The following is a 26,791-nucleotide window of genomic DNA, read 5'->3' as shown; positions in this document are numbered from 1 at the left end:
CCCCGTGCTGTCCGGCGGCCCTCGCCGGAGACGCCCCCGGGGGTCAGTCCTCGTCCTCGGGGTGGGTCTCCGTCCCGTTTGTGCGACCGCCGTAGGTCCGGTAGAGCACCTGGTACACCGTCCACAGCTGCTCGTCGGTCAGCTCCGGCAGCTCCTCGTTCAGCTTCCGCAGCTCCTCCGCGAGCTTCCGCATGGCCGCTGTCCGGTCCATGGCCGGGTCACTCATCAGTGCCGCCCATTCGTGGTCGCTCAGCCAGGTGATCCCGGGCAGTTCCAACACGGGCAGGGCGGGAAGGGAATCCCGGATTTCCTCGGCGGCCTCGGACCGGAGCCCCTCAGCCCGAGCCGCCGTATCGCGCCGCAGATCCTCCAGCATCGCCCGGGCCCCGCCGTCCTGGATCTTGGCCGCCAGCTCGTCGAGCTGGTTCAGGTAGGGATTGGTCCAGCGAGCGAGGTCGACCCCGGACATCGATTCGATGCCGGTCACTCTGCTCAGGCCGTCCATCACCTCTTGCGCGACGAGCGGATGGGAGGGGTGCCACGGGCCGGTGGTCCTGGCGTCCGCACCGAAATAGAAGCCGATGCCGTCACGGATCACCTGGAGGTCCCTCGCGCTGAAGTCCCCGGTGAAATCCTCGGCGTTCCGGTTCGTGTCCCCGTGGCGCGCGTCGGTGATGAACACCCGCCCGTAGTGGTGGCCGAGATCGTCCTCGAACTTGAGGCCCCGCGTCCATCCCTTGGAGGGTTTGATGTTCGGCAGGACGGTGCCCGCGACCTCTCCCGTACGGTGCGGGCTGATATCGATCGAAATGATCCTTATCCCGGCGAAGGCGAGCTGGTCCATCACCCCGCTGCGCATGCCGACCGCGCCGACGACGTCGTAGGTGTCGGCGAGGTACCTCAGCAGCGCGAGCTCCTTGCGCCGGTTCCCGGTCGAGGGCCACGTCCAGTAGTCCAGCAGGTTGGCGCCGGGGTGGTTGGCCGGCTTCTCGCCCATGGCGACCACCTCGACCGGCACGCCGGTCCCGTCGGCCAGCCCACCCGCCGCGGCGATGAGAGCGTCCATGCCGTGGGCGCCGGTGTCGAGCGCCGGCGCGTTCGCCCCGGCGCGCGTGCTGTGCCCGCTGCCGCGATACACGGCGAGGACGTACCTCCTGCCGGGCTCGAAACGGCCTCGTGTCGCCAGGTCCGCCTGGAAGGCCTCGGCCTCCTCCCGGGTGTAGTACCCGTAGGTACGCGCGAAGTCCTCGATGCGCTGGACCTTCGAGTGGTCGCCACTCCCCGGCGACCGTCTGAAGCGGCCGTTCAGCCTCCCCAACCCCGCGGCCAAACGGATCAGATCGGGCCTCAGCTCCCTCCTCGCCGCAACGGGATCAGGCGACCTCTTGAGCACGTTCTCGACCAGGGCCTGGTGATCGCCGTCGACGGTCCTGCGGAAGTACCCGGCGATGTCCTCCGACGCCTTGGTCTCACTCCGGCCGGCCGGCGGCACCGAACTCGTCGTGTACCGCACCGTACGCCCGGCCCGGATCAGGTCGTCGTGCAGATTGACGATCATCTCGGCCTGTTTCTTGGTGCTTTCACCGACGTTCCAGATCAACAGGTCAGCATCGGGCTTGGCCAGCATGGCCGCCCGCATGTGGTACATGTCACCGGAGTTCTCCGCGCGGATCAGGTAGGTGTTGTCGTTCCCCCTTGGCTGCGCCACGTGATCACCGGTGGAGACCGCCCACACGTGGGTGTCCTGCCAGTGATGCTCCTCCGCCTGCCAGGTCTGCCCGGTGTCCGTCTGCCACCAGTCCAGCGTGCCGTCCGCCCTGCGCGCCACGGCGACCACCAGCGCCGCCACGTTCGGGTGCGTGAGCACGACGTTGGCGAACCGGACCGTCCCCGGACGGTCCGTCGATCGCGACTCCGGAAGGACGGACGACCTCTCGGCGGCCCTGCGCGCCAGGCCCGTCAACCGCTCCCGGAGCGCGGCGAACGCGGGCTCGCCGGTGCCGTAGTCGTACAGCAGCTGCCGGCCCTCCGGTAGGGCGATCTCCCGCTCGTGGCGCGTGATCGCCGCCCAGGCGTCCTGCCGCTGACCGGCCCATGCCGGGGCCGCGTGCACCGGTGGCCCGTCCGGGAGGGGCGCGGCATGGTCCAGCACCGCGGCCACGTCCTGGACCGGTCCCTCCGCCGCGACATCCTCGTGGACCGCCGGAGGGTTCTGACCGTTGTCTGCCAGGACCACCATCGACTCGTCGGTGATCGGCGTGTGCTCGCTCGCCTGCGGGACGGGCTGCTCGCCGTCCCGGAGGAGTTCCTGGCCGTGCGGGGCGGAGCGGACGGTGCCGTCCTCGCCGACCGTCAGGCGGTTCCAGTCGCCGGGGTGCTCGATCAGCGGGCGGCCGTCGGCCGAGAAGCCCGCCCTGGCGGCGGTGACCGCCCGGGACTGCTCCCCGCCGGTGAGGAACAGCAGGTCACCCGGCGCGTAGGCCTCCAGGTGGGTGAGCCGGGCCAGGTTCGGGCTGAGCTGCCCGCCGTCGGCCGCGGCCTGGAGCCGGCGGGCGTCGAGCGCCTGGTGCAGCGCCGTCAGGGTGGCGGCGGCGTAGGACTCCGCCCCGGTCCGGCCCGCGTAGCAGGCGAGGAAGCGCAGCGGCTCGCCCTGCCAGCGGCCGGCCTCGGCGAGTCGGAGCATGGCGCCCGCCATCTGCTCCGGCGACAGCTGCTCCCCGTGCCAGGTCGGCGTGCCGTCGGAGGTCGAGCCGTGGTAGGCGACGGTGAAGTAGCGGTCGTCCTCCGGGAGCCGGCGCAGTGCCTCCAGGAGGGCCTGCGATCCGGCCGCCCCGCGCTCGGCCGGATCGGCCAGCAGGTGGACCCCGGGGGCGACGGGGGTGGCGAGCACCGAGGCGACCGCGTCGGGCGTGGAGCCGCGGTCGATCGTCTCGCCGCCGGGGTGGAGGAGCGAGAACAGCACGCGTTCGTTGTTCGCCGAGGGGTGTTCGGTGGTCTCGTGGAGCGGGATCTCCATCTCGATCGGGACGAGGCCCTTCTCGGTGTGCACGGTGTCGCCGTTCCGGAGGGTCAGCTGCACCTCCGCGAAGCCGGTGTACCGGCCCATCTCGACGGAGATCTTCGCACCGGCCACGGTCTTCCCGCCGCCGGCCGCCGACGAGCCCTCACGCGTGCGGTGGCTGCCGCCGCCGACCACGCCGGCCGTCACCTCGGTGGCGCCCTTGACACCCACCAGGGCGCCCGCCTGCCCCTGCAGGCTCCACTGCCGCCAGTCCAGCCGGGTGGTCCGCCCGCCACCGCTGGAGTCGTTGGCGGGGCTGAGCGCCGCCCGCCGACTCGGGCCCTGGTACTCCAGCTGGACGATGGAGACCGCGGCGCTCACGCCGGCGTCGGCGACGAACAGGCGGTCGCCGACGGACGGGGTGGTGATCGTCCGGCCGTCGGGGGCCGGCAGGTCGCGCGGCCCCTCCTCGGCAGGGTTCTCGACCCGGCCGCGGGTGACCGACCCGAACAGGGAGGAGAGCTGCGCGTGGCTGTGGGTGTCGTGCGCGACGGACTCCAGCCACCCCCACGTCCGCGGCCCGAAGAACCGCTCGCCGTAGGCGCCCAGCACGTCCCGGACGCCGGAGGTGTCGCCGATCCAGCGCAGCACGTCGCCGCCGCGCGGGCCCTGGGTGAACAGCTCGGCCGGCGGCCGGCGCACCGCCGTCGGGCCGAACGGGACGGCGGGCGTGACCGAGCGCAGCGGCGCGGCGAGGTCGGTCGGGGGCACGGGTTCGGCCCGGCCGGTCTCGGTGAGCACGTCCGCGTGGATCACGGCCTGCGCCTCCAGCCGCCGGTACGAGCCCTGGCGGAGCAGGCCGTCCCCTGCCTGGGCCAGCCGGCGGGTGACGGCCCGCAGCGGCGAGGCGGCGGCCGGGGTGACGGCGCCCTCGGGCGACTGCGGGCGGGCGGCGGCGGGGGCCGCCCGGAGGCGCTCCTCCGTCCGGTGCATCTGCTCGCGCGCCGCGGCGTCGGGGCGGATCGCGTCGTGATCCGGCCCGAACACCCGGACCAGCGGCTTGCGTTCGAACGAGACCCTGATCCGCACCTCCGCCCGATGGGCGTCGGCGACGAGCTTGGTCTTGACGGCCGTTCCGGCCACGGTGACGTCGCTGCGGTGCTCCAGCCGGTCGACGCCGCCGGCGCGCGTGACGTTCGCACCGCCGACGAACGCCGCCCCCGAGCCCAGCACGTCCGTGGTGGCGAGCACGCCGAGGGTGACGGCGTTGCCGTGGCCGCCGCCGGTGTTGGTACCGCCGTCCGAGCTGGTCAGCGACGTCTGGGAGCTGCTGCCGATGTTGAACTCGACCTGCGGGGACGAGCCGGTCCGGGTCAGCGGCCCCAGCTCGGCGGTGATCCGGGCGGTGGAGCGGCCGTGCCGCACCACGATCTCGTGCCCGGCCGTCAGCGACTTGAGCTGGGTGTGCAGCCGGTCGAAGTCCAGCTCGGCGGCGAGCTTCTCGGCCATGCCCGGCCAGTCCCGGCCCAGCGCCGCCGCGGCGGTGGTCCCGAGGTCGGCGACGACCTGGTGCGGCGTCCCGTCCTCGCCCGTGCCGGTGGTGCGGTAGACCCGGGTGACGATGTCGGAGGAGCCGATCCGGTGCCCGGGCAGGCGCAGCGGCTCCGCGGCCGGCGGGGCCGGGACGACCTCCCGGTGCGGCGCGGCGATCACGACCGGCACGGTGACGGGCCCGTCCAGCGGGGTCAGCGCGCGGTTCCACCGGGCGGGCTCGAAGGCGACGGTGAAGACGGCGTCGCCGGCCAGCACGTCCCCCTCCTCGGTGCTCTTGCCACGGCTGCCCGTCCCGCCGGTGCGGTCCACGGCCAGCCCCTGCACCGCGTCCCTGGTGTGGGCGAACTCGCCGCTGACGGTGACGTGCGGGACGGTGCCGCGGGCCTGGAACCGGATCCGGTGGCGGGTCCGCTGGTCCCAGCTGAACCCGACCGTGGTGCGCTGCTGGCTGCCCAGCTCGAACTCGAAGGAGGTGACGGACTCCCGGTGCCGGAGCCCGGTCACCGTGGCCGTCACGACGACGGTGCCCTTCCAGTTGCCGTGGTCGACGGGCACACGGATGCTGCCGCCCCTGGTCAGCCCGGACAGCGCCGCCTTGAGGGCAGTCGGGTCGAGCCGGCGGGCGAGCTGCGCGGAGAGCTGCGGCGGCACCGCGCCGACCTGCCGGCGGAGCGCGTCCTCGACCCGCCGGAACACGGCGGTGTCACCGGCTCCGAAGCCGAGCACCACGTCGGAGTGGCCGAGCCTGCTGCGCTCCCGCGCCGGGCCGAGGGCCGGCGCGGCGACGGGGCCGGCGTGCGGATCCGGGCCGGTGAAGCCCCGGAGGTCGTCCGCACCGACCTGCCGGGTGACGGTGTGGGACCGTTCCATGCTGAGTTCGGCCGCCAGGTGGACGGGCGCGCCCGCGTCCCGGGCCCCGTTCACCGTCAGCTCCAGGCGGAAGTCGGTGGCGAAGAGCTCCTGGGCACTGCGGTACTTGCCGTTGGCGTAGCTCTTGGTCGAGTTGCCGCCGCGCCAGCCGTCGCGGCTGCGCACCTCCCGGCTGATCGTGGCGCCGCCCTGGAACGAGTCCTTGAACGGCTTGCCCTCGGCGTCGAGCGTGTTCTCGCGGATCTGCGTCGTCGTCTTGCCCGCGCCCTGGAGCTGTCCGTTCTTGGTGTCGGAGCGCAGGTACCGGTGGGACTCGACGGTGCCGCTCTCCCGTACCGGGTTGAGGTCCGCGGAGTCCTGTCCGCGCAGGTGGGTCATCCGGGCCACCTCCGCGGTGAGCGTCAGGTGCAGCCCCTTCAGCGGGCCGAGGGTGACCTCCGGAGTGCGCAGTCCGGTGCTGCCCGGGCGGGTCATCGCGACCAGGTGGGCGCTGACGGCGGCGTGCGAGAAGGTCTGCAGGACTTCGTCCCGGACCTGCAACCAGCCCTGCTCGCCCAGTTGCTCCCGGCCGATCCGGTCGAGTCGCGCATGGAGCGGCGCGATGTCCCGCAGGTCGCGGACGGTGGTGGTGTCGGGCAGGCCGGTGGAGCCGTCGCGACCGGGCCAGACCCCGCCGGGAGGCCCGGGCACCAGGGCGTCGAGGGCGTGCGGGGTGGCCTCCGGCGGCGTGAAGGGGACGGCGGAGCGGAAGACGGGCGGCTGCGGGGCGCCACCGGTCTGCGGGTGGGCGGTGGCCTCCGCCGGGACGGCCTCCGTCCGGTCGATCACCGTACGGAAGCCCACGCTCGTGTGGACGGACTCGCTCCCGGGCTGCGGCAGCCGGCTGCGCCAGCCGAACCGGACCTCGATCCGCGCCTCGCCCTCGAACAGCACGGCCGGGGACTTCACCTTGGTGGCGAGCGCAAGCTCGTCCCCGCTGCCGTGCAGCTCAACCCGGTCCCGGCCGGCCCGGCCCGCCAGACCGAGGCTCCCGAGCCAGCTCTTGCCGGTGCCGTTGCCGACGCTCGACGGCAGCGTCTGCCACTCCTTGCTGCCGGTGACCTGCTCGGTGTGCGCACGGGACGTCCCCGTGCCGATGTTGAACTCGGTGGACGGCAGGTTGCCCACCTGCCGCATGGTGGTGACGGCCGCGCGCTCGAAGGTGAGCACGGCGGTCGGGCCGGTGAGGCTGTCCACCGTGACGGTCAGTTCCTGGCCGGACATCAGCGCCTTGAGGTCCTGGTGCAGCGTGCCGAGGCCGACCTCGTCGAGCAGCTTGGCCTTCAGACCGGACCAGCGGTCACCGAAGTACCGGGCGGCGTCCTGCTCGAAGCCGGCCACCACCTTGCCCATGCCGGTCGGGACCGGGCCGGCTGCCACGGGGGCGAGGTCGATCTCACCGGCGGCGTTCTCGGCCGGGACGACCGGGTGGTCGACCGGGTACACGTCGGTCACGATGTGCTGGCCGGCCAGCCGCCGGTGCTCGGCGACCTCGCGCGGCACGGCGAAGTGCTGGGTGAGCCCGCCCGGCGCGTTCCCCGTCTCGCGGAGCGGCACGGCGACCTCACCGGTCAGCGGCAGACGGACCGGCTCGGTGACCGCCACCGGGCGCGGGAGCCCCCGGTAGTGGGAGTCCACGAACTCCACGCGGACCTGGAAACCGGTGTCGAAGAGGGCGGCGGGCTCGACGGTCTTGCCGCGGGCGAGCGTCCGCCCGGCGTCCGCCGTGGTGCTGCCGTTCATCCACCCCTGCTGGTAGCCGAGGGTCTCGGTGAGGTCCCCGCCGCTACCGAACTTGGTCTTCACCTGGAGGCCCAGGTTCGCCTGCCAGAGCCCGTCCGCCGTGACACCCACGGACGTCTGCTGCTCGGAGCCGTACTCGAACTCGAACTCGTCGACCGTCCTGCGGTAGTGGCTCTCCCCGACGGCCGCCGTGATCCGGACGGTGCCGGACCAGCTGCCGGCCGAGAACGGCACCTCCCGGACGTCGCCGCGGGACAGCGCCGACAGCATCGGCCGCAGCGCCTCACCGCCGAACAGCGTCTCGGCGAGCGTCCGGGCCGCGGCCTGCTCCCCGTGCAGGGCTGCCGCGAAGGTGCCGGTGAGGTCCTGGAGCATCGTCGCCCGGTCGTGACCGAGGCTGACCAGCACGTCGGAGGCGGCCAGGCCGCGCCCCGCGAACCGCGGGGGCACGGTGGGGTCGGGCCGGGGCGGCGGCACCGCGGCGACGACATCGGCGGGAGCAACCGTCTGGACCACGGCCTGCGGCTGCGGCTCGGTGGTCTGCGACTCGGTGATGTGCGGGACGATGGTCTGCGACTCGGCGGGCTGCGGCTCCAGTTGGTGCGACTCCACGACCTGCGTCTCCGGCAGCGGCAACGGCAGCGGCGGTTCGACGGCCTCCTCGGAGTGCACGGAGGTCCGCTGGGGGCCCTGCTCGTCACCACCCGTGACGAGCGGCCGGCTGCCCTCGGCGCCGGCGGCCGAAGTCTGCGCCGGGGACGCTTCGTTCCGGGCTCCGAGGTTGAGCACGTCCATGATCGACTCGGCCTCGGACCGACGGCGGGTCCGCTCCGCGGCCACGACCACCGGCTGTACGGGGACGACGGGCTGCTCGTGCACCACCACCGCCGGTTCCTCGTGAACCACGACCGGCTCCTCGTGCACGACCTCGGGCTCGTCGTGAACCACGGCCGGCTCCTCGTGAACCACGGCCGGCTCCTCGTGCACGACCTCGGGCTCGTCGTGAACCACGGCCGGCCCGTCGTGAACCACCGCCGGCTCCTCGTGCACGACGGTGTGCTGGTCGCCGGCGCTCCCGTCCATGAACTCGCGGAAGCCGGTGAGGGCCTCCTCCTCCGCGCGGGCCCGGCTGACCGGGTTGGCGAGCGCGGCGTGGACGGCCTGCGGGTCGTCGCCGTAGATCCGCTCCAACAGGTGCAGCAGGTCGGGCTCGTTCGCGCGAACCCAGTCGGCACCGTTGTTGCGGGGCTGCCCGGTGACCGGGTCGGTCCCGTGGTTGGTCCCGAGGTACGCGTTGGTCAGCTGGGCGAAGTACTCGTGCACGTCGGCCGAGGAGTAGTTCCCGGTCAGCGCACCGCTGCGGTCATGACGCCCGCCGTCGGGCCACGCCGTGACCGACTCCTCGCCGAACAGGTCCGCCAGCGTGTCCGCCTGCCGCTTGCCCCGGTACGCCTCCTCCACCAGCTCCCGCTGGCGTGGTGTCAGGCCGAACTTGTAGACCGCGTGTGCGAGTTCGTGCGTACTCGTGGAGTACCCCTCGGGGTAGCTGGCATGCGGTCCGACGCTCGTCCGCCCGCCGAGCAGGTTCTCCTCCGTGATCGCCACGAGGCGGTCCTCGCTGGAGCCGCGGACGTCGTCCCAGAGCCGGCCGGCGGCCGCGTCGCCGTCGCCCCGCACCCCGCGCAGCTGCCCGAAACCGGGCACGTCGGTCATCGCCACGTCACGCGGGACCACCACCACCCGGACACCCGCGGCCAGCACCCCGGCCGCGACGTCCTGGTGCTGGAGCATCCGCGCGACCTGCGCCTCCGCCTCCCGCCGCGCGGACACCGGCTGGTGCGTACGGGGGTCGACGTCCACGATCAACCGCGCCGCGGCCTGCGCGAAGTGCTCCGCCGACAGCTCGGTCCGCAGACCGTTCACGAAGTCGGCATCGGCAGCGAGTTCCCGGCTCCGCTCCGGCCCGAGGTGCTCCAGCGCCTGCACGCGCGCCGGCACCGGCGCCGGGACGTGTGCGCCCCCGCCGGGCGCCACCACGAGCGGCTGCTCGTGTCCGGTCTCCCCGGTGGACGGCGGCGGCGGGTTGCTCTGGTCCATGTCCGTCGGCTCCGACGGCCGCTCGGGCTCGGGCCGGGACCTCTTCTCGGTCGGCTCCGCCATCTCGGTGTCACCGTCGGGCGAGAGCTGCCGCTTCGACCCGCCCTGACCGCCACTCCCGCCCTGCGTGTCATGGCCGTCGTGGCCGTCGTGGCCGTCGTGGCCACCCTGCGCACCGTCCTGCTGGTCGACAGGGCGAGGCGTCAGCGGGGAGTAGTGGCTCTCACTGAGGAGGAGTACGAGATCACGGACGGCGCTGTGGGCACCCAGCGGATTCACCACGTGCCAGGTGGTCCCGTTGAAGATGCTCAGCCGCGCGCCGAGGGCCGAAGCGACGACCGTGGGGATCAGGTCACCGTAGGACCCGCCTCCCCATCCCATGTTCTTCACGATCCAGTGCAGGTCCGCCATGGTCGCGCCGGACTCCGCAGCCATCGCGGTCAGCTGCGGGTTCTCCTCGTTGGCGGTGATCCACGCATTGACCTCGCCACGACGGGCCAGCGCATCGGCGTCCCGGTGCACGGTCGGCGCCTGCGCCCGGTCCTCTTCGCGCTCGCTCTCGCCCAGCCGCCTGGCGGTCTTGTGGAGGTCCTTCGAAGCCTTGGTCTGCTTCACCCCCTGCCCTTCGGCAGCCAGCAGGGAGTTGACGGAGTGGTAGAGGCTGTCGCCGTTCTTGGGCGTCACCTCGTGGATCTGGTAGCCCGCGTAGTACACGGCGGCGTTGTTGTAGAGGTCGCGGTGGTGGGCCTGGAGTCCGGGCAGGCCGGGCAGCCCCTGGGCGACCATGGTCCGGTACACCTCCCCCTGGCTCATGCCCGCGAACTGCTGCCCGTCCCGGAAGGCCGGGTCGTACTGAGTGCGCAGGTACTGCTCCATCTCCTCCTTGTTGTACGCGTACGTCAGCACCTCCTCGCGCAGCTTCTCGTACCGCAGCCGCAGGTGCTGGACGCGGTCGGCGGCGAACTCCTCGGGCGTGTGCGCCCGTTCCCCCAGGAGGCCCAGCTGCTGCCGGATCTCGCTCAGCTCCCGGTACCCGAAACCGCGCTCCTTGCCGTAGACCTCCGTGGGCTTGCGCCAGTGCGCGGCACCGCCCGGCGCCTGGTAACCGAGGCTGCCCGCCGGCTGTTTCTGACCCTTCGTGCGGCTCCCGTCGACCGTGATGCTGTACCGGCCCGACGCCGTGGGCGGGGCGGGGATCATCAGACGCTCGTAGCGCGGTGCCTCACCGCCGGCTTCGGTCCTGCCGTTGTCATCGCCGTGCCACTTCTCCATCCGGGAGCTGCCGGTGGCGCCCCGCTCCTCCAGGTAGGTGACCTTGTGGCCGATCAGGGCGGCGGCCTCCAGATTGCCGGACCGGGCACCGAGGTGGCGCATGTCGTACTGCCTGTCGAGGAAGTCGTACAGCCTCAGCTGCCCGGTCCTGAGGTCGCCCGTCCACGCGTCGTGCCCGGACGCGGCGTCGCGCCAGAAGCCGGTGACGTGGTGGATCGACGTGATCCCGAGCTCCGTGTTCATGTCGCGGACCAGGTTGTTCCACTTCTCGCCCCGGGTCGGGTGCGGGTCGCCGGTGATGAGCACCAGGCCGTGGTCACGGGCGACCTCGCGCAGGATCTGCCGCACCCCCTGGAAGCTGGTGTCGTGCTCCATCCGCTGCCGCAGCTCGACCCAGTTCGCTGCCTTGCCGGTGAAGCGGGACCAGAGCACCAACACCTTGGCGTTCGGCTCGGGCAGCGTGATCCCGCGCCGCTGCAGCCAGCCCTGGACCTCGGTGTCGTGCGAGCCGGTGATCTTCCAGGCCTCGCGGACGGTGGCCCGCAGCTCCGGCGAGAACGTCTCGGCGACCCGCCGGGTGCCGAACGCGACACTCTTGATCGCCGATTCCTGGTTGGCGGCCTTGACGCCGAGGACCTTGTCCACGATCCGGGCGGCCTCGGCGTCCAAGGCTTTGTAGAGCTGCTTCGTGACCATGCTCGGCACGTCCGCCGTGTGGATCCGGTCCCGGCCGATCCCGATGTCGACGTAGAACTTCTCGATCTCCCGGGACTTGTCCTTGGCGTTGATCGGCCGGCCCGTTTCCGGTCCCGGTCCACGCCCGATCACGACGTGCAGCTTCGGATCGGCGAGCAGCGCGGCCGCGATACCGAACTGGTCGCCCGACGAGTAACCGGGCTGCCGGACGAGCCGGACGTGATCGTCCGGAAGGGTGTCGTCGTCGGGATCGGGCTCGGGCGCCCGCGGGGCGACGGCGTCCGGCCCGGTGTCCTGCGCGGGGTGCTCGGGGTTCGTCTCGGGTGCGGAGATCGGGTCGACCCAGGTGTGGGCGCGCTCGTGCGGCACCGCCTCCGCCCGGGCCTGCTCGAACGTCAACTCGTGCCGACCGGCCACCGGGTGCGCAGCCTCCACATGCCCCACCACCGCCGAAATCAGCTGGAGGTGCCGCTCCCGCAGACCACCCTGCCGCAGCCCCTCCGGCGCCGACCGGCGGTAATCACCGAACAGACTGCCCTGCACATCCGGCCGATGCTCCAGACCCGCCGCCCGGTACTCGTCCCGCAGACCCAGCTGATGCCCCAACTCGTGCGCATAATCCAACGGCTCCGCATCCGACCACCACGACCGCTGATCCATCACACGATCCCGGCCCACCAGATCCACCGTCAGATGCGGACGCTCCTCCGCACCCGCCCGCACCACCGTCACATGCAAACGGTCACCGTTCGCCAACCGGTACCCCGGCCCGTTCAGATGCTCCTCCACCCCCCGAACAACCCTGCCCCACACCGCACCCGCGTCATGACCGCCACCCTCGCGGAACGCCACCCGCACCGTCAGATCCGTCACCGGACCACCACCGTGCTCAAAACGCCGCGCCTCGAACCCCGACCGCACCACGAACCGCGGCGTCCGATCCAACCCCACCCGCGGCAACACCGACGACGGAGCAACCGGCACCACCTGATCGGCCGCAGGCTCGTCGTGGACGACGCTGCGCTGTTCGTCCGACGGCACCGGACTGCGCGGGTCCGTCCCGGCCGGCGCCGGCTCGGGCCGGGACCTCTTCTCGTCCGGCTCCGCCATCTCCGTGTCACCGTCGGGCGAGAGCTGCCGCTTCGACCCACCCTGCCCACCGTCCCCGCCCTGCCCGTCATGACCGGTCTGCGCGCCCTCCGGCTCGGCGACGGGGATACGCGTCAGCGGGGAGTAGTGGCTCTCGGTGAGGAAGAGTGCGAGCTCGCGGACGACACCGTGGTCACCCAGCGGATTCACTACGTGCCAGGCGGTCCCGTTGAAGATGTGCAGCCGTGTGCGGAGGGCCGAAGCGACGACCGTGGGGATCAGGTCCCCGTAGGACCCACCCCCCTGCCCCAAGTTCTTCACGATCCAGTGCAGGTCCGACATGGTCGCGCCGGAGTTCGCCGCCAACGCGGTCAACTGCTGCTCGTTCGCGGTGATCCACGCATTCACCTCGCCACGACGGGCCAGCGCATCGGCGTCCCGGTGCATGGCCGGCGCCTGGTCGGCCTGCTCCGGGGGCAGCCGGTTGGCGGTTTTGTGCATCTGCTTCGAAGCATTGGTCTGCTTCAGCGCCTGCCCGTCAGCGGCCAGCAGGGAGTTGACGGAGTGGTAGAGGCTGTCCCCGTTCTTGGGCGTCACCTCATGGATCTGGAAGCCCTGGTAGTACACGGCGTTGGCGTTGTAGACGTCGCGGTAGTGCGCCTGGAGCCCGGGCAGCCTGGTCAGCCCATTGGCGACCATCGCCCGGTACACCTCCTGCTGGGTGCGGCCATCGGGCTGCTGCCCCTCCCGGAAGGCCGGGTCGTACTGATCGCGCAGGTACTGCTCCATCTCCTCCTTGTTGTACGCGTACGTCATCACGTTCTCGCGCAGCTTCTCGTACCGCTCCCGCAGGTGCTGGATGCGGTCGGCGGCGAACTCCTCAGGGGTGTGCGCCCGGTCCCCCTCAAGGCCGAGCCGCTGCCGGATGTCGCTCAGTTCCCGGTACCCGAAGCCGCGCTCCTTGCCGTAGACCTCCGTGGGCTTGCGCCACAGCGCGGCACTGCCCGGCGCCTGGTAGTCGAGACTGCCCGGTGCCGGTTGCTGACCCCTCGTGCGGCTCCCGTCGATCGTGATGCTGTACCGGCCCGAGGCCGTGGGCGGGGCGGGAATCCTCAGCCGCTCGTAGCCCGGCGCCGTGCCCCCGGCTTCGGTCCTGCCGGCGTCGTCCCCGTGCCACTTCTCCATCCGGGAGCTTCCGGTGGCGCCCCTCTCCTCCAGGTACGAAACGCGGTGGCCGATCAGGGCGGCGGCCTCCAGGTTGCCGGACCGGGCCCCGAGGTGGTGCATGTCGTACTCGGAGTTCAGGAAGTCGTACAGCCTCAGCTGCCCCGTCCTGAGGCCGCCCGTCCACGCGTCGTGCCCGGACGCCGGCTCCCGCCAGAAACCGGTGACGTGGTGGATCGACGTGATCTTGAGCTCCGCGTTCATGTCGCGGACCAGGTCGTTCCACTTCTCGGCCCGGGTCGGGTGGGGGTCACCGGTGATGATCACCATGCCGTGGTCACGGGCGACCTCCCGCAGGATCTGCCGCACGCCCTGGAAGCTGGTGTCGTGCTCCATCCGCTGCCGCAGCTCGACCCAGTCGGCCGCCTTGCCGGTGAAGCGGGACCAGAGCACCAGGACCTTCTTGCCCGGCTCGGGCAGCGTGATCCCGCGGCCCTCCAGCCAGGTCCGGACCTCGTTGTGGTGCGAGCCGGTGATCTGCCACGCCTCGCGGACGCGCTGCCGCAGCTCCGGCGAGAAGTTTTCGGCGACTCGCCTGGTGCCGTACGCGACGCTCTTGATCGCCGCCGCCTGGTTGGCAGGATCGATGCCCAGGACCTCGTCCACGATGCGTTCGGCCGCGGTGTCCAAGGCCTTGTAGAGCTGCTTCGTGACCATGTTCGGCACGTCCGCGATGTGGATCCTGTTCCGGGGGATCCCGGTGGAGACGTAGAACCTCTCGATGTCCCGGGACTTGTCCTTGGCGTGGATCGGCCGGCCCGGCTCGGATTCCGGCCCACGCCCGATCACGACGTGCAGGTTCGGGTCGTGGAGCAGCGCGGCCGCGATGCCGAACTGGTCACCCGACGAGTAACCGGGCTGCCGGACGAGGCGGACGTGGTTCTCCTCCAGGTTGTCGTCGTCGGGATCGGGCTCGGGCGCCCGCGGGGCGAGCGCGTCCGACTCGGTGTCCTCGCTCGCGGGGTGCTTGCCGGTCGCGTTCGGGTCGGAGACCGGGTCGACCCAGGTGTGGGCGCGCTCGTGCGGCACCGCCTCCGCCCGGGCCTGCTCGAACGTCAACTCGTGCCGACCGGCCACCGGGTGCGCGGCCTCCACATGCCCCACCACCGCCGAAATCAACTGAAGGTGCCGCTCCCGCAGACCACCCTGCCGCAAACCCTCCGGCGCCGACCGGCGGTAATCACCGAACAAGCTGCCCTTCACATCCGGCCGATGCTCCAGACCCGCCGCCCGATACTCGTCCCGCAGACCCAGCTGATGCCCCAACTCGTGCGCATAATCCAACGGCTCCGCATCCGACCACCACGACCGCTGATCCATCACACGATCCCGGCCCACCAGATTCACCGTCAGATGCGGACGCTCCTCCGCACCCGCCCGCACCACCGTCACATGCAAACGGTCACCGTTCGCCAACCGGTACCCCGGCCCGTTCAGATGCTCCTCAACCCCCCGAACAACCCTGCCCCACACCGCACCCGCGTCATGACCAGCACCCTCACGGAACGCCACCCGCACCGTCAGATCCGTCACCGGACCACCACCGTGCTCAAAACGCCGCGCCTCGAACCCCGACCGCACCACGAACCGCGGCGTCCGATCCAACCCCGTCCGGGGCAGCACAGACTGCGGCACCACCCCGTCGACCGCAGAATCGTCGTGCACGACAGTGCGCCGCTCCTCCGACGACGCCGGCATCCGCGGATCCACCCCCGCCGGCGACGACTCGGGCCGCGACTTCTTCTCGGTCGGCTCCGCCATCACCGTGTCACCGTCGGGCGAGAGCTGCCGCTTCGACCCACCCTGCCCACCGTCCCCGCCCTGCCCGTCATGCCCACCGTTCCCGCCGGCGGCCTCCGGCGCGGCGACAGGAACCAGCAGGGAGAAGTTGCTCTCGGCGAGGAACAGCCCGATGTCATGGACCGGGGCCTGCTCACCCAGCGGATTCACGACCCTCAAGGGCATGGTCCCGTCGAAGATGTGCAGCCGCGCGCGCAGGGCCGAAGCCACGATCGGCGGAATCAGGTCGCCGTGGGAGCCGGCCCACCATCCCTGGGTTTTGATCATCCAGCGCAGGTCCCCCATGCTCACCCCGTGACTCTCGGCGTGTGCGGTGACCAGCGCCACGTTCTTGCTGATCCAGCTGTTGACCTGGGCGCGCCTCGCCACCGCGTTGGCGGTCCGGTGCGCGGCCTGCGCAATCGCAGCCTGCTGCGCGTCCGACGCGTCCGCATGCTGGCGCCACGCCGCCGCGTCGGCGGCCTGATCCGGACCCAACGCGTCCGCGGCCTGGCGCCACCCCTCCGCCTCAGCGGTTCGCGTCGCAAGTTCCGCCTCGGCGGCTCGGTGCAGCTCCTTCGACTCGGGGCTCTGGCGCACCGGCAAGGTGGTGCCGGGCTGTTCCGCATAGAAGTTGATGGACTGGTAGAGGCAGTCCCCGTCGTGGGGGGTCGTGGCGTGGATCCGGTAGCCCGTCCCGGCCAGGGTCGCGTTGTTGCGGAGCATGCGCTGGTACGACTGGAGTGAGGGCAGGACGGGCAGCCCCTCCGTGATCATGCGCGTGTAGAGCTCCTGCGGGGTCATGCCCTCGTGCTGGGGCCCGCTCCGGAAGACGTGGTCGTACTGGCCCAGGTAGTGCTCCACCCCCTCGATGCCCTGCGAGTGGTCCAGGATGTCCTGACGCAGCTTTGCGTACCGCTGCCGCAGGTGCTGGACGCGGTCGGTGGCGAACTGCTCGGCGTCGAGCGGCCTGTTCTCCCCGAGGTTCAGCCGCTGCCGGATGTCGCCCAGTTCCTCGTACCCGAAGCCGCGCTCCTCCCCGTAGACCGCCGCGGGCTTGCGCCACAGGACCGTCCCGCCCGGCGGCTGGTAGCCGTGATCGCTCCGCTCCTGGTACGTCCCGTGCTTCGTGTCGAACGGGATGCCGTACCGGCCGGACGCGGTGGGCGGGGCGGGGATCGTCAGGCGCTCGTAGCCCGGCGCCTCACCGCCGCGCCCGGTCAGACCGGTGTACTCCGCGTGCCACTGCTTCATTCGGCCGCCTCCGCTGGAGCCGGCCTCCTCCAGGTACGTCACCTTGTGGCCGATCAGCGCGGCGGCCTCCAGGTTGCCGGACCGGGCCCCGAGGTGGTGCAGGTCGTACTGGCTGTCGAGGAAGTCGTACAGCCGGAGCTGCCCGGTCCTGAGACCAGCCGTCCACGCGTCGTGCCCGGACGCGGCGTCGCGCCAGAAGCCGGTGACGTGGTGGATGGAGTTGATCTGGAGCTCCGCGTTCATCGTCTCGACCAGCCGGTCCCACTTCTCGCCCCGGGTGGGATGGGGGTCGCCGGTGATGAGCACCAGGCCGTGGTCACGGGCGACCTCACGCAGGATCTGCCGCACCCCCTGGAAACTGGTGTCGTGCTCCATCCGCTGCCGCAGTTCCACCCAGTCGGCTGCCTTGCCGGTGAAGCGGGACCAGAGCACCAACACCTTCGCGTTCGGCGCGGGCAACGTGATCCCGCGGCCCTCCAGCCAGGACCGGACCTGGTCGTTGTGCGAGCCGGTGATCTGCCACGCCTCCCGGACGGTCGCCCGCAGCTCCGCCGAGAACCTCTCGGCGACCCGCCTGGTGCCGTACCCGACACTCTTGATCGCCGATTCGCGGTTCGCAGGGGTGATCTCTTCGACACCGCGCACGATCTCCCTGGCCCGCGCGTCCAGCGCGGCGTACAGCTTGTTCGTCTCCATGCTCGGCACGTCCGCGATGTGGACCCTGTTCCGGGGGATCCCGGTGGAGAGGTAGAACCTCTCGATCTCCCGGGACTTGTCCTTGGCGTTGATCGGCCGGCCCGGCTCCGATTCCGGTCCACGCCCGATCACGACGTGCAGCTTCGGGTCCTGGAGCAGCGCGACCGAGATGCCGAACTGGTCGCCCGACGAGTAACCGGGCTGTCGTACGAGCCGGACGTGATCGTCCGGAAGGGTGTCGTCGTCGGGGTCGGGCCTGGGCGCCCGCGGGGCGACGGCGTCCGGCCCGGTGTCCTGCGCGGGGTGCTCGGGGTTCGTCTCGGGTGCGGAGATCGGGTCGACCCAGGTGTGGGCGCGCTCGTGCGGCACCGCCTCCGCCCGGGCCTGCTCGAACGTCAACTCGTGCCGACCGGCCACCGGGTGCGCAGCCTCCACATGCCCCACCACCGCCGAAATCAACTGAAGGTGCCGCTCCCGCAGACCACCCTGCCGCAAACCCTCCGGCGCCGCCTGACGGTAATCACCGAACAAGCTGCCCTTCACATCCGGCCGATGCTCCAGACCCGCCGCCCGATACTCGTCCCGCAGACCCAGCTGATGCCCCAACTCGTGCGCATAATCCAACGGCTCCGCATCCGACCACCACGACCGCTGATCCATCACACGATCCCGGCCCACCAGATCCACCGTCAGATGCGGACGCTCCTCCGCACCCGCCCGCACCACCGTCACATGCAAACGGTCACCGTTCGCCAACCGGTACCCCGGCCCGTTCAGATGCTCCTCCACCCCCCGAACAACCCTGCCCCACACCGCACCCGCGTCATGACCAGCACCCTCACGGAACGCCACCCGCACCGTCAGATCCGTCACCGGACCACCACCGTGCTCAAAACGCCGCGCCTCGAACCCCGACCGCACCACGAACCGCGGCGTCGCATCCACAGTCATCCGCGGCGCCACGAAACCCGGCTCCACCGTGCGGACCTCCGTCACCGCGTCGGTGGGGACGGGGCGGGTCACCGCGTGGTCGGCGGCGTCGAGGCCGCTCCGCCGGGGGTCGAGGACGGTCAGGGCGCGGGCGATGTCCTCGGCGGCCCCGCCGGACTCCCGCTCCGGGGCGCGGCCGAACACGTTCTCGTGGGCGGCCTGGTGTCGCCGCCAGCCCGCGCCGTCCAGGCCCGCCGGGCCCCACAGCTCGCGGTACTGCTCGAAGAAGTCGTCGCCGTACTCGCGCCGCAGGGAGCTGATCAACTCCTCGCTGATGGTGTGCCGGGCGGCGAGCTCCTGGTAGCCGTCGGCGGCGTCGCGCAGCGCGGGCATGATCTCGGCCTCGAAGCGCACGCGGTCGGGCAGCTCGTCGGCGAGGCGCCCGTGCTCGGCCGTCCAGTCGGCGTGCCGCGCCGCGGCCTCCGGGCCGGTCAGGTCGGCCGGGGTGCGGAACGTCCGGTCGAAGGCCTCGCCGACCCGGTCGGCGTGGCCCTGCCGGACGCGGTCGGCGGCGTCCTCCGGGAGCACGCCGTGCTCCCGGGCGGCCTGCCGGGCGGCATCGCCGGCCGCCCGGGTGACGGCCAGGCGGGCGCCCTGGTGGGTGAGCCGGTCGTGCAGGCCGGCCGCGGCGGTGAGTGCGGCGAGCTCCTCGGCGAAGGTCTGGTCCGGCTCGTTCCGGTCGGGGCGGTTGAGGTGCTCGGCGATCCGCCGGTCGACGGCCTCGGCCACCTCACGGGTGACGGCCCCCCTGGCCTGCTGGACATCGTGCTCGGTGACGCCCAGGGCGCGGGCGTGCTCCCCGTTCGCCGCGCTGTCGGACCAGCTGTCGACGGCCTTTTCGGTCTCCTCGGCCGCCCGGCGGATCACCGCCTCGCGGGCCGCCTGGACGGCGAACTCGTGCGGGAGGGCCGCGGCGTGCCCGGCCAGCGCCTGGGCGGCCAGGCCGGCGGCGGCATTCCGCTCACGGCGCGGCCCGGCAGCGCCGTCGACCGGGCCGGCGATGCCCTCGAAGTCGGCGCCGAGCCGGTCCCGCAGGGTCTCCCGGATCAGGGCCAGACTGTCGGCGGAGAGCTCCGGACGCTCGGTGACCCCTGCGGCGGCCAGCAGCTCCCGGTCGACCGCGTCGATGCGGTCGAACCAGGTGCGGGCGGTCTGCTCGACGCTCCGGTCGGCCCCGTCGAGCAGCAGCTCCCGCCCGGCCCGGACGTCGAGCTCACCGGTGAGGTGCTCGGTCATCCGGTCGAGGGTGCGGGCCGCGTCGGCGTTGCTCGCGTCGGTGAGGTGGTCGGCGGTGGCGTAGATCCGGGTGATCTGCTCCTCGGCCCGGGTCCGGAAGTCCGCGGCCGCCTCCCGGCGGATCAGCTCCACCGTGGCGGGCGGCAGATCGGCGGGCCGGCGCGGCGCCGCGGCGCCGTCGGCCTCGCCCAGCAGGCGGGGCGGGGCGCTCCACTCGGTGACCGTCCGCTCGAAGCGGCCCATGGCCACCCGGACGGCGGCCTCGCGCACCGAGGCCAGGTGGGTGAGGCCGTCCACGCCGGCGAGGATCTGCGCGCGCTCCTCCGGGCGGGCCTCCAGCTCCGCGTGCAGCAAGTCCCGGGCCCGCTGCCGGACCGCCGCCGGGAGGCCCGCAGGGGCGTCCTCGGGGAACCGGACCGGCCCCTCGGCGAAGGACTTGTCCAGCGCCTGCTCGACCTCGGTGTCGTGGGGACGGCCGCTGCCGTCCGGGTCCTGCCGCTGCTTCTCGGCCGCGTCGGCGAGCTTGGCGTCGTAGCTGTCCTGGAGGTCGCGCTGGGCCTGCTCCCACTGCGCGTGGCGGGGGTCGGCCGGGTCGACGCGGGCGTGCTCGGGCGCCGGGGTGTAGTGGTACCCGGGCGCGGCGGCCGGGTGGTCCGGGGACGGGACCGGGGACGTGTCGGGCTCCGGGTCCGGTGCGCGGGACGCGTCCGGCTCCGGGTCCGGCGTCCGCGGCGGATCGTGCGGGGCCTGCTCGGAGCGGTCCCCGAAGACGGCGGCCTCCGGCATGTCCCGGGAGACGGTCCCCCGGGTGTAGGCCTCCGGGAGGGTGGACGGGTACTCGCGGACCCGCGGGAGGCCCTCGGCCGTCCGGGTCTTCCCCTCGTCGGACGCCGGGTTGATGTACTCGCGGAAGTTCCCGCCGCCCTCGACGACGGGCCGGCCGGTGGCGTCGAAGCCGACCTTCGACGCCACGAGGACGTGCCCCGAGCCCGGCTCGGTCCGCATCGTCCTGGGCGACTCGAAGCCCGGTGCCACCCATACCGAGCCGTCGGCCGCCACCGCCTTGAGGTCCTTGAACTTCGGCGAGGCCCACAGCTCGCCCATCACCTGCTCGACGTACCGGGCGTGCGTCCCGACGTCGAGGCCGCAGGCGACGAACTCCAGGGTCTCCCGGCCGCCCGGCAGCATCCCGTCCTGGTGCAGCCCGTGCACGATGTTGACGATCTCGTGGGTCCGCAGGGCGCGCCCGTCCAGGGTGGGGCGGCCCTCGGCGTCGGTGTGGATGACCAGCCGGTAGCGGGACTCGTCCACCGGCAGCAGCGCCAGCGTCTCCCGGGTCCGCGCGTCGGGGGCGTCACCGATCACCCAGCCCCGCTGCTGCCCGCCGGCGGCGTCCGGCAGGGCGGTGCCGAACTTCTTCGGGTCGACGGGAGTGCCGAGGTCGAAGTAGGCCAGGTCGTCGTCCGTGCGGTCGGCGGTGGACCCGTCCTCGTGGTTCCGGCCGGGGGTGTGGGGAGGCGTGGTGGTGGCGTCCGGGGTGTGCGGCGGGGTCGGCTTCGGCGGCTCCGGCTTGGTCGGCTCCGGCTGGCGCGCGTCCTGGTCGTGATTCCGGCCCGGGGTCAGCAGCGGCGCGGTGGCGTCGTCCGGGGTGTGCGAGCTGGTCGGCTGCGGCTTCGGGGGCTTGGGGGCCTCCGTCTGCCGCCCGTCCTGCTGGTGCTCCGGGTTCGGGTCCCGGCGCGGCGACGGGGCCTCGTGCGAGGACTGCGACGAGCTCTGGGACGTGGTCGGTGCCGGCTTGGGAGCCTTCGGCTGCTGCGTCTCCTCGTGCTGCTCCGCGGTCGCGTCCCGGCGCGGCGTCGCCGCCTCGTGCGCGGACTGCGACGAACCCTGCGAGGTGCTCTGGGAGGTGCTCTGGGACGTGGTCGACCTCGGCTTCGGGGGCTCCGGCTGCTGCCTCTCCGCGTTCTGCGGCCGGCGCGGGGTCGTGCTGTCGCCGCCCTCGTCGGACCCGTGGGGCCCCTTGGACCGCGGCGGGGCCTCGTGCGCGGTCGCCCCGTTCCCGGCCCCGGAGGCCCCCGAGCCCGAGGATGCCGAGGAGCCCGGCTTCCGCTCCGCCGAGGTGTCCGTGTGCCCGGGCGTCTCCGTCCTGACCTTGCTGTCGGCCCCGCTCCCCCGGCCGCCCGCCGAGGAGTCCGAGGTCTTCGGCGAGTGGGTCGAGCCGGACGAGCTGGTCGAGCCGTGCGACTCCGTCCCGACCGGCGCCGGTGCGTCGAGGTCGAGCGCCGCCCGGGCCTTGGGGCCCATCGGACGCGGGATCAGCAGCGACGTCGGGTGGCCGCTCAGGTTCGAGGCGATGGCCAGCAGGGTGCGCGAGTGGAACGGCCCGTAGTACTTGGAGTCACTGGTCTCCGCCGACTTGGCGTCCCACTTGGCCACCCGCTCCTGGAACTTGAGCTGGAGCGGCGCGGTGATCTCGTGTCCGAAGTGGGTGATCGCCCCCATCGAGACCCCGGCGACGAAGCTCTCCCAGGTGACGTGGAACTGGTGGTCCTCGTTGTAGATCGCGTTGGCCGTGCCCTCGGTGAGGATGTTCTGCACGCCGCCCTTGATGTACATGCCGATGCCTTCACCGAACTTGTACAGCAGCTGGAGGCCGGTCTGGGCGCGCAGGCCGCCGGCGAGCCCCATGGTGCGCTCCGCCAGCTGGCTGATGACCCGCTGCTCCTCCTTCGTCGCTCCCACGAGGACGGCGTCCAGGAGCTTGCGCACGGCCTGCTGGTCGACGGCGTACCGGGCGCCGTTGGAGGCCAGCGTCTTGGCGAAGTTCTGACCCGCCTGGTTCGCGACCTCCTTGCCGATGCCCAGCTTCGACAGGTTCTCCTCGAAGGACTTGCCCATCTCCAGGGTGAACTTCTCGGCGGCCGACAGCTTCTCGGCGGCTTCCTTGCTCGCCGCGCCGCCGGCTTTCCCGACGGCGGCCTTCGCCTCGGCGCCGGCCGCCTTCGAGGCCGCTCCGCCCACGGTCTTGGTGGCTCCCTTGGACGCGGCTGCCGCAGCCTCCTTCTTGACCGTGCTGCCCACCGCGGTCTTGATCTCGCCCTTGAGGGCGCTACCCGCAGCGCCCTTGAGGTCGCCCTTGAGCACGCCGCCCGCCACGGTCTTGATGTCGTTCTTGACGATGTTCCCGGCGGTTCCTCCCAGCCCCTTGCTCAGGCCCTTGAGGTCGTTCTTCAGCAGGTTGCCGATGCCCGAGCCGAACATCTTCCCGAAGAGCTTGCCGAAACCGAAGGTGAGCAGCTCCAGCGGCCCGGTGATGAGGCCGTTGATCGCCGCGAACTTGAGCGTCTGGACGGTGGCCTCGCTGTCCCACTCCTTGCGGTGGCCCTTGCCGATCTGAATGCCCTGGATGATCACGTCGAGCATCAGGCCGGTGGTGACGCTGAGGAACTCGTGCAGCGCGATCTGGCGGAGCAGCCACAGGAAGACCTGCTTGATGATCTGCGCCGCCGCCTCCCGGGCGGCGAAGATGGTCGCGAGCGAGGCGCCGAAGGTGAGCGGGATGTTGGCGATCGCCCAGGCGATCTGGGCCAGCAGCTGGACGAGCTGCCCGATGATCATCCACTTGGTGTACTCGACCTGGTTGGCCACCTTGTGGGCGAATTCGCCGAGCTCCTTCGCCGACGACTCCGCCGCCAGGAGGTAGTTGGTGCCGTTCGTCCCGCCGACGAGCTCGTTCATCCGCTCCTCGAAGCGCTCGGCGGCCTCGCCCGCGAACTCCTCCTGGCAGCGTTTGACCAGCGCGATGATGTAGCCGCGGAGCTCGGGCATGTCCTTCGCGATCGCCAGGTAGTCGTCGCCGGCCGTCCGGAGGTTGTCCTCGTTGGCCTCGGGCCACTTCATGCCGCTCACGAGGGAGAACACCTTGGCCAGAGCCGGGGGCAGCATGATCGACACGGCGGGTACTCCTGGTGGTTCGTGGGTCGGGGCCCGGCCGCGGGCCGGTGCTGGGCGGACGGCGGTGCGTCAGACCACGCTGCTGGCGTCGTCGTCGGCGTTGCTGAACAGGGCGGCGGCCTGCTCTCCCGTCATCCCGGCGCTGTCGAGCGTCTTGCGCACGCGCTTGATCAGCGAGATCAGGACGGCGGTCGGCTTGTCGGCGTTCTTGTGGTACTCCTTCCCGATGTCGTCGTTGCCGGCCGAGTTCTTGTTGAAGTTGTCGATCTCGTCGACCTTCAGCACCATGCCGTCGACGAGCGCCGACATCGGGCGGAAGTTGCGGAACGCCTTGTCCAGGTCCTCCAGGGCGGTGAGCTCCCTAGCCACGGAACTCCTCCTGACGCTCGCGCTTGCGGCGCTCCTCCGCCAGCGCGTCGGCGTGACCGGGCCGCATCGCGCGCAACGGCTCCAGCAGGTCGTCCAGTTCGGTCCCGCCGGTCATCGAGCTGCGCAGCAGCTCGTCCAGGCCGCTGAACGAGCTCATCCCCTCGATCACCCGCTCGCCGATGTCGGCGCGGGCGGTGTTCAGCACCTCGACGAGCACCCGGCTCAGCTCGGCCGGTGCCATCGAGCGGTAGGCCGAGGTGTGGAAGGTCAGCGAGACCACCTGGCCCTGCGCCCCGACCACCGCGGTGACCATCCGGTCCTTGGAGGTCACCGAGGCGGTGGCCACCTCCAGCTCCTTGGCCTTAGCGGTCATCTTCGCCTGCTGCTCGGCCAGTTCGTTCATGGCCTGTTCGATCTGCTCGGCGTACGAGAACGCCATCGCCGGCACCTCCGTCTCATCCCGGGACGTGTTCCGGGCCCCGCGGGGGCGGCGCCCGGAACACGTCGGCTTGTGGGTCGTCCGTTCCGTACTACGGACGGACCCGGCCCGGAGGTTCGGCCGGTCGGCAGGAGGCCGCTCAGCGGCCGATGACGCCGGTCACGCCACCGGTGTCGGTGCCCCAGACCTCCTCGTCCTCGGCCAGCCAGGTGGTGCGCTGCCGGTCCTTCTCGCCCTGGCCGCCCGCGGCGCCCGCTCCGGCGCCTCCCATCGGCGGCATCATCGGCGAGCCCGCGCCACCGGTGGTGGAGACCTGGCGGCCCATCAGCTCGGCCTCCTCCGCGGCGGTCGCCGCGGCGGCCCGCTGGGCGGCGCCGCGCGTCGCCGCCGCCTCCTCGGCCATCGCGGCGGTGCTCTTTGGCAGGCCGAGGGTGGAGGCCATCTTCTCGCCCACGCCCAGCGACGCCGGCCCCGAGGCCGCGATGCCGCCGGTCGTGCGCACGCCCGAACCGCCGCCGAAGGACTCGCCGAACAGGTCCGTCCCGGTGCCGCGCACCCCGCTCGTGCGGCCGGTTCCGAAGCCGTCCCCCAGCCCGCCCAGCGAGCTGGGCAGACCGGTGTACACGCCGCCCGTGCCGCCACCACCGGTGTACACGCCGCCCGTCCCGCCGCCGCCGGTGAACACGCCCCCGGTCGAGCCGCGGCGCGCGGCGAGTGCCTGCTCCTCGTCCGACAGCAGCTGTTCCAGCGGCGAGACCGGCCGGCCGGCCTGGTCGCGGACGACGCCGTCCTTGTCGATGGTCGAGCCCTTGCCCAGCACGACCGGATTGCCGTTTGCGTCGATCAGCTTGGCACCGTCCGGGCCGGTCACCGTGCCGTCGTCGTTCACCTTCGACCCGACCGGGACCTTGAACACGTTCCCGTTCCCGGTGGCCGCCGGCTGCCCGACGGTGGTGCCCGCGGGTACGTGGCGGGGCTTCCCGTCCGTGCCGAGCAGCGGTTTGCCGTCGGGCCCGATCAGCTCGCCCTTGGCGTTGACCCTGGTGCCGGGCGGCACCATCAGGGGCTGGCCGTTCTTGTCCAGCAGCGGCTTGCCGTTCTTGTCGAGCAGCGGTGCCTGGCCTCCGCCGCCGCCGCCGATGCCCCCGATCCCGCCGATGCCGCCGGTGTTCCCCTTGTTGCCACCGATTCCGCCGAGATCGCCCTTCACGGGGGGCGGCGGGCCGATGTCGGTCTTCGGCGGCGGGGGCCCTCCGCCCTTGTCCCCCGTTCCGAGGTCCGGGCCCTTGTCGCCCGTTCCGCCGGCGCCTCCGGGCGGGGGCGGGGCCTCGGGGCCGGGCTTGGGCGGCTCGATCTGCAAGGTGATCGTCGGCGGGGCGAAGGTGCCGAGATAGCCGCTGGTGGTGTTGTAGATCGGCGTCAGGACCGCATTGGCATCGGTCGCCGCCTTGTCGAGCTTCTCCACCACCCAGCTCTTCCACCTGTTGACGGCCGTCGTCTCCAGCCAGTCGATGAAGCCGTCACCCGCCATGTCCGTGGGCGGGACGAGTATGCCGGTCTGGAAGGGAGTGCCGTCGGTGGCCGTGGCAACCGCGAACGTGGCACTGCTCTTGTTGGCGTTGAGGGTGGGCGTCAACTGCGCGACGCCGATGGCGAACGCGTACCGCACGCAGGCGTGCGGCCAGCGCCACGACTCGGGATTGTCCTTCTGCGATTCCGGCTGGAGTATCCACTGGCCGGTCCCCGCGTACGTGGGCTTACCCCCCCAGGCGTTGTAACCCTTGTCGTAGAGGGACAGCACCGCCGTGTGCAGCGCGTCGCGGGCCGTTTCGAGCTGCTTCGCGATCAGGTCGCCCGTACCGCCGAGGCGGATCTGGACTTCGTCGAACTCGCCCCTCAGCCCGACCAGGACCTCCTTGAGACGGCCGGCCGCACTGCCCTGGAAGTCACTGCCCGCACCGTCGACGCCATCGGCCCAGTCCCGGAGCTTCACCTGCTGGTCGGTGATCCACTTTTCGAGCTGCCTGATGCTCGCCACCGCAGCGGTGAAACTTGCCTCGCTGGTCTTGTCGTTGGCGAGGGCACTGCCCCACAGCAACTTCCCCAGGACCTCGTCCGCGGCGTGCCCGAAGCTCCCGAGGGGGCTGTCCTTCTCCCCCGTACCCGGGTCGTCCCAGAACGGCCAGTTGCACGTGACGCCCAGGAGGGTGCTGTACTGGGCCTGGCCCGATCCCGCCGGATAGACCCACTCGGCCCACATGTCGTAGCCGGCCACCGCATCGCCGTTGACCTTGCCCTTGACCTTGCGCTTGTCGTTGATGCTCTTCAAGGTCGTCGTCAGCATGTGGCCGGTGATCCACTTTTGGGAGACCACGGCATCACGGTCCGTGATGGTGCTGTGGTCCGTGCCCGCGAAGGCCCTGAGCATGTTCTCCCAGGGGTAGGACTGCGGTGCTGCCATGGTATTCATCCCGATGGTTGGGAACGGA

4 protein-coding genes are annotated in these 26,791 nt (G+C 72.0%); all 4 read right to left on the bottom strand.

The window, feature by feature from the left end:
* Positions 1–43: 43 nt before the first annotated feature.
* On the bottom strand, positions 44–23,494 hold the full coding sequence (locus OH807_RS35925) for a hypothetical protein (RefSeq protein WP_406207959.1): 23,451 nt from the start codon (positions 23,492–23,494) through the stop codon (positions 44–46).
* Between the two features lie 69 nt (positions 23,495–23,563).
* Positions 23,564–23,863: a hypothetical protein gene (locus OH807_RS35920; protein WP_406207957.1), complete on the bottom strand. Its 300-nt coding sequence runs from the start codon at positions 23,861–23,863 to the stop codon at positions 23,564–23,566.
* Positions 23,856–24,302: a YbaB/EbfC family nucleoid-associated protein gene (locus OH807_RS35915; protein ID WP_406207955.1), complete on the bottom strand. Its 447-nt coding sequence runs from the start codon at positions 24,300–24,302 to the stop codon at positions 23,856–23,858. The genes OH807_RS35920 and OH807_RS35915 overlap by 8 nt, the downstream gene beginning before the upstream one ends.
* Positions 24,303–24,441: 139 nt before the next feature.
* A complete protein-coding gene (locus OH807_RS35910) occupies positions 24,442–26,763 on the bottom strand; it encodes a hypothetical protein (protein WP_406207953.1) in 2,322 nt (773 codons plus the stop codon).
* Between the last annotated feature and the right edge of the window lie 28 nt (positions 26,764–26,791).

The organism is Kitasatospora sp. NBC_01560 (assembly GCF_045208415.1).
Lineage (GTDB): Bacteria > Actinomycetota > Actinomycetes > Streptomycetales > Streptomycetaceae > Kitasatospora.
The sequence above is the reverse complement of the archived record's forward strand: the minus strand, read 5'-3'. Positions and strand labels throughout refer to the sequence as shown.

What these genes read in the sequence shown, in the direction of transcription:
- OH807_RS35910 (WP_406207953.1), bottom strand. Translation starts at nt 26,763, where the DNA reads ATGGCAGCACCGCAGTCCTACCCCTGGGAGAACATGCTCAGGGCCTTC.
- OH807_RS35915 (WP_406207955.1), bottom strand. Translation starts at nt 24,302, where the DNA reads ATGGCGTTCTCGTACGCCGAGCAGATCGAACAGGCCATGAACGAACTG.